This is a genomic window from Methylophilus sp. (assembly GCF_008015755.1).
Taxonomy (GTDB): Bacteria; Pseudomonadota; Gammaproteobacteria; order Burkholderiales; family Methylophilaceae; genus Methylophilus.
Window position 1 is genome coordinate 22,594 of sequence record NZ_SSGF01000017.1, and the last position, 14,142, is coordinate 36,735.

A 14,142-nucleotide genomic window follows, 5' to 3' on the forward strand; every position below is an offset into this window, starting at 1 on the left:
CTTTACACATAGCTTTTTCATATCTCTGATGATTAGTATTATCAATATAATTAAGAATTGAGAAACGCAACACTGAATTATACGATTTGTTAATTTTAATTATTAATTATATTTATAATCAATGATTTATAAATTTTTCGGTTTATATTCATGGTAAACCACCACACCTTCCATTCCTTTTTCAGATATGCAAGTATGTAATAACAATGTAAAGAAATCACTTGTTAACTTGCATCTTATTTGGAAAATACCCCATGAGAATTTTGAGAGTTATGCATGAAACGGGCGAGTCACTGCCTATTTTAGTGGATGAAGATGGATTGCCTATCCCGTCTCCAAATGAGTTTGTTTTCTTTCGGAGACACAAAAGTTACAACACGATTACGCGAAATCTAAGAGAGTTGGCGGTCTTCTATAAGTGGTTATCAGACAGGGATATCGACTTAGAGGAACGAATAACTTCAGGAAAGCTTCTCACAGAGGCGGAGACCAGTACAAGCTTAGTTGGGTTTTTAAGAAAAAACCTTGAAGTGGGGCACAAACCGGTTTCACCGAAAGTTTTTAATCTTCGATTAATCACAGTCCGTCTTTATCTTTTATGGAAAATAGATGTGCAGATGTCCTCTTTGATATTTTCGGATCCTCGATACAGCTTTATTTCATCTGCTAGATACCGCTTAATTTCCAGATTTGAAAGATTGTTTATTAATTCCCCAACGAATACCGGGGATATAGTTAGCAAATCGTTGACCCAGGATCAAGCACAATTCTTGTTGAATTGCTTGAATCCCAGAAATACAGAATCGTTCGGATTTTTTGAACCTGTTAAGTATAGAAATTTCACTGCAATATACTTGATGCTAGCTTGTGGGATTAGACCTGGCGAATTGCTTAGTCTTCGCCTAGAGGATCTGAAGCTGAATGGTATTCCATCGTTAACGATCATGCGCAGAGATCCAGATCCAAATGACTCAAGAAATCCTAAACCTAGTATAAAGCGGAATGGAAGAATTCTCAGACTATCGAATATTAGTCATTTAAGAGTAATAGATTCTTATTGCACCGTTTATCGTGAGAAGCTTGTTGATAGATCGATTGCAAGTTCGGATTACTTAATTCTGAATGATGAGGGTGGACCTTTATCGCATGGCTCTCTAACACAATTATTTATTCGACTTAGAAATGTATATCCGCATGCATTACCAAAAATATTGTCGCCAAAGGCATTAAGACATACTTACTCTATCGAACTAGAAAGGGAGCTAGAGGCTTCCGGCATGGAATATGAGCGTAGACAGCAGGCTTTAGCATATGCAAGAGGTGACTCAAGTTTGGAGTCACAAAGAGTTTACACGGATGAAGAAATCCATCGGCAAGTTAGAGAAGCCTCTGCCAACTATCAAAAAAAATTATTAGGGGAGTAGGTGAGTACATGGTATCCCCAATTAGCATAGACAACATTTTTCCGTTCGAAGGAAAAAATCTCCTTGAGTTTTATACGCGTGAGGGATTCAGTGTAAACATCGAATCTGATATCTGGGTTTTGCCAGTTACTAATAGAGCCAGCAGAATTAACTTCTCAAATATCCAAAATTTGAATCTCAAAGGTTTAATTAAAGACTTTATTGTTGATCAGGCTTCACGAGTGTCAAGTACCTCCGCGTTGAATTATTTTTTTGAAATATCGAGGTTCATCATCTCTCGTGAAAGAGATTTCAAGCTTTTTAATGATATCTCATCTAAGGAGTTTGAAGAGAGATTAATCTCATTAATCGAGGATGTTATCAATGCAGTAAGAAGAAAACACAAGCTTCATGATTTTTACAGGATACGGGAGTGGTATGTCTGGTGCAGTGAAGTTTATCCAGAAGTAGGGTTTTCTGAATTATATGCAAACCAGTTAGATGCGATGACTATCCCAGGTAATCCTAAAGGGGAAGCTGTACGCATGCAAGATCCTGAATCAGGACCGCTAGACCGGGTGTTGGAATTACCGCTTTTGATTAATGCTTTGAAAGAGGACAAGAGTAATCTTTATATCCATTTACAGCAAAAGGCAGTAATCGCATTATCTTTAGCCTTTGGAAGAAATCCCTCAAACCTTACTTATTTACTAGAGTCGGATCTTGAGGATAAAACCTTGGGAATAGGGGGTGAACCTTGTTATTGCCTAAAAATGCCTAGGATAAAAAAAGGGTTACTTAATCCAAGAGACGACTTTATTGAAGAGTACTTGAATTCCACATTTGCTGCCCATGTCAAAGCTCTCATTAACGCGCCTAAACCAATACAAATTAAATATGGTGATGAAGAGGATTCAAAAGTAACCATTAACCCGTTATTCATTAACTTGAGCGGGAATAGTTACGCCATAGCTTCAGGTCGTATCGACTGTAAATACAATATGCTTTCAACAGGAATTGGTAAGCTTATTAAGGATTTTATTAAACGGCACAATTTAGTTTCACCCCTTACCCAAAAATTGTTACACATCACACCACGGAGGTTGAGATACACCTTTGCTACTGGGCTTGTCCTTGAAGGTATTTCATCCAGAGAGTTGGCGAGAGCTCTCGATCACACTGATACACAAAACACGACTGTTTATTTTGAGCTTGGTGAAAAAATTGTTGCCCCTTTAGACCGGGCTATTGAGAAAGGTTTTTCTAAAAATCTAAATTATTTCAAAGGAAAAATAGTGGAAAGTGAAGATGAGGCTATTAATGGGAAAAGAAATGACAAATCTGTTTTCTTTTTTGATGAAAGAAATATTGAAAATCAAGAAATGATTGGAATTTGTGGGGAAAAGCAGCTTTGCCGACTTGATCCACCCTATTCTTGTTATCTTTGTCCGAAATTTCAACCATACCGTCAAGCGGATCATGAACATGTTCTTAATTGTCTTATAGCAGGTAGAGAAGAAAAACTTAAGAAGTATGAAAATGCTCGATTAGGAATCCAGTTGGATGAAGTGATCGCTGCTGTATCTCAAGTTGCTAGGGAGTGTGAAAGGCTAGGGAAAAATGACTGATGGACGATCTTTTAGACAAGCCAAAGTGGTTGCATTTCTTAGCAAGTTTGATAAGGATAGGGTCAAGAATTTTAATGAGCTGATCAAAGTCGCTAAGTGTTTCGAGTTTACTGGTTTTGAAAATGTGAATTGGGAAGATGATCTTTGGACAGTAACAGGAGGGCGCTTAACTAAACTTCCAGGTAGAAAAGTTAAGAGTATTAGTATTAAGTTCAAACCGCCAGAAAAATTATGCTTCGATATGACTTCTGAATGGAAAGATGTCATTAAGGCACTATTTCTACATCGGTTTCATGAGAAAAATCAGTCACTAACGAGCCAGAGGTTCTTTATTACTGCCGTTGTATATATAGCTAACGCTTCAAATGAGTTAGGGAAAAGTTTAATCTCATTAACGCCAGAGGTGCTCGACAATGCCTGTGTTCTTATTTCGAAACATTACTCGGAAACCACAGCTTATAGTCTTCATAAAAATGTCTGTGAATTTGCCGCGCATTGCGACAGTAACAAATTATGCAAAACTTTATTTAAATATAAATATGCAGGTATGAAGCGACCTTCAAAGGTTGGAGGCTTGGGCGGTGCGATTGACAATGGTATTGACTATGAAGACGCTCAGGATACCGCAGGAGAAAAAATAGTAGCACCAGAGGTATATGCAGTCATTGGTGAGCTTCATAGAAATGTCCCAAAATTACATAAATACCGGTTATATGTTTTGATGCTAACTTTATTCGCTTGTTTAGGAAGAAGGTTTAGTGAAATTTCACTTTTGCCAAATCAATCAATTTCAAGAAATGCCAAGGCATTAGCCTATATAGAATACTTTCCAGAAAAGCAGTATCAAGGCGACACCTTAACTCCAAAACGAAAACTCTACTTATATTCTCAAGTAGTTGGCGTTGTTGAGGAGGTTCTTTCTGAGTTAGAAACCTTAACAGCGGCGTCTCGTTCTACAGCGATACAAATGCATAAAAATAATGCGGCCGATTTGCGATTTTTGGAAAATATAAATGAGAACCAAAAGTTATATCCTGCCGATCTTAGAGCGCTTGGAATCTCCGATACACTTTTGACCTCGACTGGTTGGCTGAGGCAGAAAGATCGTGCTTGGCCTGATTACGACGCAAAGACACTCCAGGGAATAGTTCCTGCTAATGCCATTCACTTTACCTACGTGAAACATCTGCGAGAATATTGCTCGAAGTATTATGAGGAAACCAGTACATCAGTAATAAGAGTAGATCAATTTGGAAAAGAATATTTTACTAAGGATTTTTTATTCATAAGGCCACTAGGAATTTCTAGTGGAACTTATGCACCTTGGTTGGCTACTATTTGCACCCACTCCATGTTTTCAACATTTCAAAGATATTTAGAAAATCTAGTCAAGGAGTTTGCTTCAAAAAGTTTGAGTGTAAGCTTCACAAGCCACCATTTCCGTCATACCTTGAATACCTTACTTGATGAGGGTGGTTTGAGTGATTTGATGCAAACACATTGGTTTGCAAGATCTAATCCAGGAGACACCAAAGCGTATCAGCATACTCCCCCGGCAAAGAGGGCTTTAATGCTACACGAAGCAATTAAAGGTGGGAAGGTGGGTGGGAGATTAGCTGAACAAATTGAAATTTTACCAGTTGAGCTTCATGACGCAATTTTAAAGGCACGGATTCAAGCCGTGCATGATGTTGGTCCTGGCCTTTGCATACATCCATTTTCGCAGATTCCTTGTGAAAAGCATTTAGAGTGCTCTGCAGACTGTAAGGATTATTTATGGGTTAAGGACGATAAGGCTCGCCTTTCAGAGCAAAAGCGACAATACGCTATTAACTCCTTGGCTTTAGAAACTGCTGAAGCTATACAAAAATCCACTAAACCTAAGAAAAGTATTGACTGGATTAATCACACGAAAAAGAAGTTGAAAACGTTAGGCGCACAATTAAATGACAATGGTGTTTTCGACTTTAACCCTATAGAGTATTTAAAAGAAATTGGTTATGGCAAAGAACTTTAGACGCATGACAGATCGAGATGTTGCACAAGTTGTTGCCGAGCTTGACCGTTGGGCATTAGGGGCATTGGGTTCAAAACTCACGTGGAGTGCGTTAGAGGAAAGATTCCAGTTTAGTCGCCAGTCTTTACAAGCAAAGTCTGCAATTAAGGCCGCATATTTAGAGGCAAAACAAGCCTTGTCCGGAGGGCTTGTTAAAACAAAGGATCAGGCTATAAAACAAGCTGAAGATTTGCAAGTTGAAATTCGGAGGCTGAAGTCTGAAGTTGAGGCTAGTAGTCGTAGGGAGAAGATATGGTTGCTAAGGTGGCAGACAATTGCTTTTAACATTCGCAATCAGGGTATACAAATGACTAATGTAGATAAAAAGCTAAACGGAAAAGTTAACCTGCCGTCAAAAACTGAAACGGCAAAGATACTTAAGCCATTTGAAAAACCCTTGGGTGAGAAATAAAAGTTGCCAAAAGATATGCTTTTAATTGATTAATATTTCGTAAGCGCCAATTTCCCCACGCATTACAATTAGCCTCAATATACTTAATACTACCTCATTTCTGGATGGTATAGAACATGATGCCGCGGATTTAGGCTTAGCGATCGAGCTTTACAATGGTCATTTATTAACTGATGAAACATTACGTCTACGCAATATCATGGCAGCTGCTGCAGCCCATTTTGAGTCTAGAGAAGCAATAGATCCACTGAATTTACTAACCCAAGCACAGCCAATGTCGCTGAGCCTAAACATAAGCTCTAATCAGCGTAACTCTGGAAGAGATTATTACGAAGGATAATCATTTCAATCTCAAAAGCAGTATATCCATCATGACCAATCAAGCCCAAAATACAAATATCAATATCGCTGATCAGCAAAGAAATGCTAACCGAGATTACTATGAGCTTAGTTCGGCACCATCCATGAGAGTGTATATGGCAACTCGTTCAGATGATGATTTAGACCGGGTAGCAGTGACGAATCAGCGGATGTTCAAGTATCGCTTTGGATTGACCACTAATGCGACGGTGCGCTCAAAGATAATTGCAATCAAGAATCGGTACAATTTAACCGACCTGGAGGTCGAAAAATTGATTAGTTCTGGTCAAATCAGAGTTAAACAGAATCAAGTTTTTGTGATGCCTGACAGTTTATCGCCTATTTTGGTTATGTTATTTTACTAGTCATCAGTTTTGTTTGTGGGTTGAATATACTCGCTGTCAGCGAAGCCCCCTCATCTCCATGGAAAGTTCTTATAGCGCTTAGTATGATATTTAGCGTCTGGAGTATATGCATCTACTACACAAAGAAGTTTATGGTGTCGCCTTGGCGAATTCTGAAGCGCTCCGGGATTCTTAGTGACATACCAGAAATCAATATCTTGGATAGTCTACTAATGCGCTCGTTTGTTGTGGATACAAGTACACATAGTCACAATTAGGTGTAATACGAATAATAGAATTTCGCCATTAGTTGTTACACACTAGAGTTTTATAATTTATTCAAATTGAATAATAAATCTATTAACTACTTACTAACATACCCTTATTCTTAGTAGAATGAGGATTGAATCATGAAAAACCTTTTCCTTTTACTACTGATATCAATAGTGACACTGCAACCGCTCTATGCGGCTACGGCAGATTTCGCACATATGTTGAGTTCGGAGAGTACAGAGGACAAAACTATCAATCATATGATTGAGCATTTTGATCATGTTGCACATCACCATGATGAGGATGGCGACTCTCATGAAGATGAGTCTCAACAATCTGTGGCTCACATGATAGATTTTGAGCACGGCTTGAATTTGGTATCAATACCAATGGCGGCTCCAAAAGTATTACTCAATCAACTGGTAAGTGCGGTTCCGCTTTACTTCCCAGTGGTTTACTTTAATCCATCTAATTCCCCGCCCTTAAAGCCCCCTTATAAAGCCCTCTAAGTGCCTGGCAAGTAATTCTTGCTGGGCGCTTTGCACGTTTATTTAATCAACATGCAGGGGCTTTTCCATGATTTTTTCTTCAAAGGTACTGTGCCAATATCGGCTCAGAGCATATAACTTACTCATCCATGCAAGCTTGCTTTGCTTCATACAAGCACATGCTGAAGATGTGCCATCATTTGGTGTATTACTGCGCCAAGGACTCTCTCAAGCGCCTATCTTACTTGAGCAGTCAGCAAATATTCGTGCAGCAACCGCGAATATTCAGCAAGCTAAAGCTTACTTAAATCCTTCTATCAGCGGTCTCAGCGAAAACCTAAACACAAGAGCCGACTACATCCAGCATACAGTTCTCTTAACTCAGCCATTCGAAATTGGTGGTAAGCGTGCTGCACGAATCGAAGCAAGATCAAAAGATTTATTAGTAGCTGAAACACGTGACCAGGAAATACAAGTCTTGTATGCAGCGGAACTCGCTACTGCTTATGCCATGACAGAGGCGATGCATGAGCGAATGAAAGTGGCAGAGAATGATATTTCCAGAGCCAACGACGATACCAATGCTGCAAAAACATTAGTTGAGTCTGGTAGGGAAGCAAGCTTACGCGTCTCTCAAGCTCAGGCAAATCTTTCAGCAGCAGAAGCTGCGTTTCAAGCCGCGGAAGCTAACTTCATAGAAGCAATGGTGCGATTATCCGCATTGGCAGGTTCAACTTCGACATATACAGGGCTGGGTGAAAGTTTTACCTCAAAAATACTTTCTGAAAATCGTGCAAGAAAAGATGATTCAGAAACTTCACCAGCAATTCGCAGAGCGCAGGCTGAACATGAGGCCCTACTTTCCCAAGTTACAGTCGAAGAAAAAAGAAGTATTCCAAATATTGAGGTAAGTGCTGGTGTTAGGCACTTCGAGGGTATCAGCAGCCAGGCTTTTGTGATCGGATTTGGGTCTGCAATCCCGATATTTGACCAGAATAAAGGTGGTATTGCTGCGGCTAATGAAAGAGCCATTGCGGCGGAAGCTCGCTTGAATGCCACAAAACTTCAAGTTAATGCAAACCTACAGGCAGCCACTGCTCAAGTCAACGCATCAGAGAGGCGACTTAAGGCAGCCCGAGAAGGTGAGCGCGCAGCTACACAAGCATATCAACTCGCAAAAACTGGGTACGAAGCGGGCAAAACTCCTCTTATAGAGTTGCTCTTTACCCGCAAATCTCTGACTGACGCAAAACTATCCACCATTGATGCGAGTTTTACATTCGTCAAATCATTGGCAACCCTAGCTACCGCCGAAGGGCGCATCGCATTTGGAGATTTTAAATGAGTTTCTCTAAGACAATAAAGATCGGTGCTTTACTGGGGCTGACAGCGATTGCTTTTCTATTAGTCGGCTACAAGCTGGCAAGTTGGCAAAATCAAAACGTGCCTGCTAAACAAGAAAAAGAGTCGGTGAATTCCAAAGAATCACCCATTGAAACGCCGCTTGAAAAAGAAATTGTGATTCAAGATCAATTTATCGAATCATCCGGTATAAAAGTCTCTAAGGCAGATGTGGGACAGGTAAGTAATGAGATATTAGCTCCAGCGCTTGTTTCCACACCTCCCGGCGCTGAAGCCATTGTCATTGCCAGAGTTGCTGGCACTATCAAGCAAATCTATAAACGCTTGGGAGATACCGTTAAAGCAGGTGAAACCGTCGCGATTGTAGATAGCCTGGAAGCCACTCGCATGACCGCAGAAAGAAAGTCTGCTATTGCGAAACTAGAACTCGCCAAGAAAGTGTTTGCGAGAGAGTCGATGTTGTTTGAAAAAGGGGTAACACCTCGCCAGGACTTGGAAGCTGCTCAATCTGAATTAAGTGTTGCTGAAGCTGAGGCCTCAGAAGCTCAGATGCTAATACGAGCTGCGCATATTGCTCCAGATGGCCATTCAGTCCTTGTTGTTAGCGCGGTGGATGGGAAAATCACTGCTGAGACTGCAACAGTGGGAGCATTTGTACAACCTGAAACATCACTATTCAGTATAGCCAACGACAAACAGATCCAAATTAATGCGTTCATCACTGCGCAAGATTTCTCGAAAGTCAAAGTCGGTGACTCTGCCACAATTTTGAGTCGTAATGATCAAGAGTACAGCGCCAAAGTAAGGTCTATCACTCCGTCAGTCAATGGCTCTAATCAAACAGCCACGGCGATATTAACGCTTGAAGATAAAAACACATCGCTAGTCATCGGCGAAGGCGTGCAAGTAAGACTGCATACCGTGTCAGCCAATCAAAGTGACATGATTGTGCCTGAAGATGCTATCCAGAATATCGAAGGTAGGGATGTGGTGTTTATAAAAACAAAAGTCGGCTTTAAACCCCATCCAGTAGTCGTTAGCCAACGAGGCAATGGATATGCTCAGATTCTGTCTGGACTGGACCGTAACCTTTTGGTTGCTACTAAAAATGCTTTCTTGATTAAAGCTGAGATGATTAAAAACGCACCGGAGGAAGATTGATGAATAGCATCTTGAGCTTTGCAGTCAACTTCCGGTGGCTGGTAATTTTTCTTACATTCATTATGACTGGGATCGGTGCCTGGCAACTCAATCTACTACCGATTGATGTGACGCCTGACATTACTAATAAACAGGTACAAATCAATACGGTAGTGCCAACATTAACGCCGGTGGAAGTTGAAAAACGCGTGACGTATCCCATTGAAACCGCGATTGCCGGTTTGAATGGCGTTGAGAATTTCCGTTCGTTTTCAAGAAATGGTTTTAGCCAAGTCACGGTCATTTTTAAAGAAAGTGCCAACCTCTACTTTATGCGGCAGCAGGTTGCAGAGCGACTATCACTCGCTAGGGCCAACTTGCCAGACGGTGCCGAACCGATCATGGGTCCTGTATCAACTGGTCTTGGAGAAGTGTTTCATTACAGTGTTGAATTCGCATTTCCTGATGGAAAGAATGCCCCCAGAATAGATGGAAAACCAGGCTGGCAAACAGACGGAAGTTTCCTCACTGATGAAGGTCAGCGTCTTTACGGTCGTATCTCACAATTAGCTTATCTACGCACCGTTCAGGATTGGATTATTCGACCACAACTACGAACAACGGCTGGGGTTGCTGATGTTGATAGTCTGGGTGGATATGTGAAGCAATACGTGGTTGAACCCGAGCCTAATAAGTTATCAGTTTATGGCATATCCCTACAGCAGCTAGGCAAAGCGCTGGAAGAAAACAACACATCGGTTGGAGGTAATTATATTCAACGGTCAGGTGAAGCTTATCTTGTCCGAGCAGATGGTCGAATCAAAACGATTGAAGATATATCGCATGCAGTAGTCACCACTAAACAAGGTGTACCAATCAGTGTTGAGCAAGTAGCCAAGGTAAGTATCGGCGGAGAACTTCGGACTGGCGCCGCAAGCCGGGATGGCTATGAAACAGTGGTTGGTAGTGCGTTAATGCTTGTGGGTGCCAATAGCAGGATCGTTGCCGGTGCTGTAGGAGAGAAGCTAAAAGTAATCGGTAATACTCTCCCACCAGGCATTGTCATTGTTCCAACGTTAGACAGATCTCAGCTTGTGATTGCAACCATCTCCACAGTCTCTAAAAACCTTGTTGAAGGCGCTTTGCTTGTTGTAGTGGTTCTGTTTGTTTTACTTGGTAATTGGCGCGCAGCATTGATTGCGGCGCTTGTTATCCCGATTTCATTTATGTTGAGTGCCATTGGGATGAACTCGCTCAATATATCCGGTAATTTAATGAGCTTGGGGGCATTGGACTTTGGCCTGATTATAGATGGCGCAGTCATCGTTGTAGAAAATGCTTTACGCAGACTCTCTGAGCGACAAAAACATCTTGGCCGCCGACTTGAATTAAATGAGCGGTTAGAGGAAGTGATTGCATCATCCAAAGAAATGGTTCGGCCTTCGGTATATGGTCAAGCAGTCATTTTTCTAGTGTTTTTGCCTTGCCTGACATTCCAAGGGGTTGAAGGCAAAATGTTCTCACCTATGGTAATCACCCTTATGTTGGCTTTGGCATGTGCGTTTGCACTTTCCATGACATTTGTACCTGCATTAATAGCCATATTTCTCAAAGGCGATTACCAGGAGAAAGAAACATTCCTCGTAAAGAAAACAAAGCATTTATACGAACCTCTTTTGCATCGAGTAATGGCGTCTCCACGCATGTGTATTGCCATTGCGGCGCTCGTTTTAGTCGCAGCAGGATTCACCTTTAAAAATGTAGGTAGCGAATTTATGCCTACATTGGATGAGCAAAATCTCAATCTGTCTTCAGTGCGGATTGCCTCTACATCCATTGAGCAATCTGTGGCACTGGATCTGCTTTTAGAAAAAGCATTGCTGAAGTTGCCAGAGGTCGAAACTGTTTACTCAAAAGCAGGTACGGCCAGTTTAGCTGCCGACCCTATGCCGCCTAATGCTTCAGATAACTACATCATTCTTAAACCTAAATCAGAGTGGCCTGAAGGCATTACCACTAAACAGCAAGTCATTGATCGTATTAGAACAGCTACGGAGCCTATTATTGGCAACAATTATGATGTAACTCAACCAATTGAGATGCGCTTTAACGAATTGATTGGTGGGGTTCGAAGCGACGTGGCAGTAAAACTATATGGCGATGATGTAGACCAACTGGCGCTCGCTGCTAAACATATCTCAAATGTGTTGCGTAAAACACCCGGAGCTATTGATACACGGGTTGCCCAGACAAGTGGATTCCCAACGTTTGAAATCACCTTTGACCGTGCAGCTATTGCTCGCTATGGATTAACTGTCAAAGAGGTTGCTGATACAGTTTCTGCGGCGTTGGCCGGGTTACCTTCAGGCCAGATATTTGAAGGAGATAAACGTTTTGATGTGACGATCAGGATGCCACTTGAACAGCGTAATAATCTGGATATTATCGGTTCATTGCCAATCGTAACTTCTGTTGGGGGTGAGCAATTCTCAGTGCCTCTTAGGCAGTTGGTGCAGTTCAAGTTTACCCAAGGCATGAATGAAGTAAGCCGTGATAACGGCAAGCGACGTATTTACATTGAAGCTAATGTGGAAGGTCGAGACTTAGGTAGTTTTGTCGCTGATGCACAGAAACGCATAGAACGAGAGGTCAAATTACCCACTGGCTCCTGGATTGAATGGGGTGGACAGTTCCAAAACCTTCAAGAAGCCACCGAACGTCTTTCAATGATTGTACCCATATGCCTGTTATTGATCGCAGCGGCTATTTACCTTGCAATTGGCAATATTGGACTATCAGCAATCGTGATGACGACGGTTCCGCTAGCTATGGCCGGCGGGGTATTCGCATTGGCACTCAGAGGTATTCCGTTCTCGATCTCGGCTGCCGTTGGATTTATCGCAGTTTCGGGTGTAGCTGTTTTAAATGGCTTGGTATTGATCTCTGCTATTAAAAAACGTATTGATGCCGGTATACCTGTAGAAGAAGCTGTGAGTGAAGGCTCCATGGAACGATTCAGACCAGTAATGATGACAGCATTGGTAGCGATACTTGGGTTTATTCCAATGGCGATCGCCACCACTACAGGAGCTGAAGTTCAAAAGCCTCTTGCGACGGTGGTTATTGGCGGGCTAATGTCTGCCACAGCCTTAACTCTCTTAGTTTTGCCGGCATTAACCACCATGCTTCTTAAGCGTAATAAATAGGGAGATTTCGATGTTTTCAGTATTAGAAAATCGCACTTATCGTCATCTGTTTCTAGCCCAAGTTGTTGCTTTACTCGGGACGGGGTTAGCTACAGTTGCTCTTGGATTCCTGGCTTTTGATTTGTCGGGAGGTAATGCTGGCGAAATACTTGGCACTGCCCTCGCCATTAAAATGGTTGCTTATATTTTGGTCGCTCCGATTGCTAGTGCAGTAGCAATCAATTTTCCTCGAAGAAAACTGTTGGTAACGCTTGATTTAATTAGAGCAGTGGTAGCGTTAGCGTTGCCATTCGTCACTCAAGCTTGGCAGGTATATGTGCTGATATTTGTTCTGCAATCAGCCTCTGCTGCCTTCACACCAATATTTCAGGCGACGATCCCTGATATTCTCCCGGAAGAAAAAGACTACATAAAAGCGTTGTCACTTTCCAGACTGGCTTACGACTTAGAGAGCGTCGCCAGCCCGATGATTGCGGCAGCACTTATAACAGTCGTCAGTTTTCATGGGATATTTGTTGGCACTACGATTGGATTCATTGCATCAGCGGCGCTCATCGTTTCGGTAATATTACCGAAGAACTTACCACTCATTCAACGTAGTATTTATGAAAGAACCACCAGAGGCATTCGAATCTATTTGTTAACTCCCCGGTTAAGAGGGTTGCTGGCTCTAAACTTGGTGGCGGCTTTCGCAAGTGCCATGGTAATTATCAATACAGTAGTGTTGGTGCAAGGCCAATTTAGATTAAGTCAAACATTCACCGCGATAGCGTTTGCTGTGTATGGGGCGGGATCTATGTTATCTGCGGTATTAATCCCACGGTTACTCATTAATAAAACAGATAGAAGTGTCATGCTCACCGGAGCATGGATGATGAGCCTGTGCTTACCTTTTGGAGCGTTTGCTGATCAATATAATTTGATGCTACCAATGTGGTTTGTTTTAGGTGTCGGGTATTCATTAATGCAGACACCTTCAGGTCGATTGCTGCGACGTTCATCGCACGATGAAGATCGACCAAGTTTATTTGCAGCACAGTTTGCCCTGTCGCATTCATGTTGGCTAATTGCATATCCGATGGCAGGATGGCTTGGAAGTGGTGCTGGGTTACCCATGACATTCATCACCATGGGAGTTTTAGCGGGAGTAGCCACCCTGGCAAGTATTCTGTTCTGGCCCAGACAAGATTTAGAAGTGATTCCTCATCAGCACACTGAATTAGCATCGGATGACCCTCACATGCAACTAGTAAATGCTTCTGGAGTCCATGAGCATTTATATTTCATCGATGATATACATTCCGAATGGCCTAAAGAAATACAAAAGTTCTAATCATCAATAAAAAAGCGGCCAGCAAGGTGCTGAGCCGCTTTTCATCACTCGATAAGATCATTTACTCCAGTGACCAAGAACCCATTGCCATTGATGAGTCCCGTAATCCCATCTCCAATGTGCTTTTACCCATTTAG

At 41.8% G+C, this 14,142-nt stretch carries 10 protein-coding genes; all 10 read left to right on the forward strand.

Features of this window, described 5'->3' with window-relative positions; all coding sequences use genetic code 11:
- The first annotated feature begins 254 nt into the window (after positions 1-254).
- Complete coding sequence (locus tag E6Q52_RS07145) at positions 255-1,424, forward strand: site-specific integrase (protein ID WP_292820415.1); 1,170 nt, start codon at positions 255-257, stop codon at positions 1,422-1,424.
- Positions 1,425-1,432: 8 nt separating this feature from the next.
- On the forward strand, positions 1,433-3,031 hold the full coding sequence (locus E6Q52_RS07150) for a hypothetical protein (RefSeq protein ID WP_292820418.1): 1,599 nt from the start codon (positions 1,433-1,435) through the stop codon (positions 3,029-3,031).
- Positions 3,024-5,048 carry a hypothetical protein gene (locus E6Q52_RS07155; RefSeq protein WP_292820421.1) on the forward strand — a complete coding sequence of 675 codons (2,025 nt, stop codon included), beginning with the start codon at positions 3,024-3,026 and terminating at the stop codon, positions 5,046-5,048. The genes E6Q52_RS07150 and E6Q52_RS07155 overlap by 8 nt, the downstream gene beginning before the upstream one ends.
- A complete protein-coding gene (locus E6Q52_RS07160; RefSeq protein WP_292820424.1) occupies positions 5,032-5,499 on the forward strand; it encodes a hypothetical protein in 468 nt (155 codons plus the stop codon). The genes E6Q52_RS07155 and E6Q52_RS07160 overlap by 17 nt, the downstream gene beginning before the upstream one ends.
- A gap of 371 nt (positions 5,500-5,870) precedes the next feature.
- Positions 5,871-6,224, forward strand: coding sequence for a hypothetical protein (locus E6Q52_RS07165; RefSeq protein ID WP_292820426.1), 354 nt, complete (start codon positions 5,871-5,873; stop codon positions 6,222-6,224).
- Positions 6,225-6,613: 389 nt separating this feature from the next.
- The gene (locus tag E6Q52_RS07170) at positions 6,614-6,985 is read left to right on the forward strand and encodes a hypothetical protein (RefSeq protein WP_292820429.1); all 372 of its coding nucleotides are present in this window, start codon (positions 6,614-6,616) and stop codon (positions 6,983-6,985) included.
- A 67-nt stretch (positions 6,986-7,052) separates the two neighbouring features.
- Positions 7,053-8,309: a TolC family protein gene (locus tag E6Q52_RS07175; protein WP_292820432.1), complete on the forward strand. Its 1,257-nt coding sequence runs from the start codon at positions 7,053-7,055 to the stop codon at positions 8,307-8,309.
- Positions 8,306-9,487 (forward strand): efflux RND transporter periplasmic adaptor subunit, encoded by a 1,182-nt coding sequence (locus E6Q52_RS07180; RefSeq protein WP_292820435.1) that lies wholly within the window; start codon positions 8,306-8,308, stop codon positions 9,485-9,487. Before E6Q52_RS07175 ends, E6Q52_RS07180 begins: the two co-directional genes overlap by 4 nt.
- Positions 9,487-12,672 carry a CusA/CzcA family heavy metal efflux RND transporter gene (locus E6Q52_RS07185; protein WP_292820438.1) on the forward strand — a complete coding sequence of 1,062 codons (3,186 nt, stop codon included), beginning with the start codon at positions 9,487-9,489 and terminating at the stop codon, positions 12,670-12,672. Before E6Q52_RS07180 ends, E6Q52_RS07185 begins: the two co-directional genes overlap by 1 nt.
- A gap of 10 nt (positions 12,673-12,682) precedes the next feature.
- Positions 12,683-14,005: an MFS transporter gene (locus E6Q52_RS07190; protein WP_292820441.1), complete on the forward strand. Its 1,323-nt coding sequence runs from the start codon at positions 12,683-12,685 to the stop codon at positions 14,003-14,005.
- Positions 14,006-14,142 lie beyond the last annotated feature (137 nt).

What these genes read in the sequence shown, in the direction of transcription:
- E6Q52_RS07145 (WP_292820415.1), top strand. Translation starts at nt 255, where the DNA reads ATGAGAATTTTGAGAGTTATGCATGAAACGGGCGAGTCACTGCCTATT.
- E6Q52_RS07150 (WP_292820418.1), top strand. Translation starts at nt 1,433, where the DNA reads ATGGTATCCCCAATTAGCATAGACAACATTTTTCCGTTCGAAGGAAAA.
- E6Q52_RS07155 (WP_292820421.1), top strand. Translation starts at nt 3,024, where the DNA reads ATGACTGATGGACGATCTTTTAGACAAGCCAAAGTGGTTGCATTTCTT.
- E6Q52_RS07160 (WP_292820424.1), top strand. Translation starts at nt 5,032, where the DNA reads ATGGCAAAGAACTTTAGACGCATGACAGATCGAGATGTTGCACAAGTT.
- E6Q52_RS07165 (WP_292820426.1), top strand. Translation starts at nt 5,871, where the DNA reads ATGACCAATCAAGCCCAAAATACAAATATCAATATCGCTGATCAGCAA.
- E6Q52_RS07170 (WP_292820429.1), top strand. Translation starts at nt 6,614, where the DNA reads ATGAAAAACCTTTTCCTTTTACTACTGATATCAATAGTGACACTGCAA.
- E6Q52_RS07175 (WP_292820432.1), top strand. Translation starts at nt 7,053, where the DNA reads ATGATTTTTTCTTCAAAGGTACTGTGCCAATATCGGCTCAGAGCATAT.
- E6Q52_RS07180 (WP_292820435.1), top strand. Translation starts at nt 8,306, where the DNA reads ATGAGTTTCTCTAAGACAATAAAGATCGGTGCTTTACTGGGGCTGACA.
- E6Q52_RS07185 (WP_292820438.1), top strand. Translation starts at nt 9,487, where the DNA reads ATGAATAGCATCTTGAGCTTTGCAGTCAACTTCCGGTGGCTGGTAATT.
- E6Q52_RS07190 (WP_292820441.1), top strand. Translation starts at nt 12,683, where the DNA reads ATGTTTTCAGTATTAGAAAATCGCACTTATCGTCATCTGTTTCTAGCC.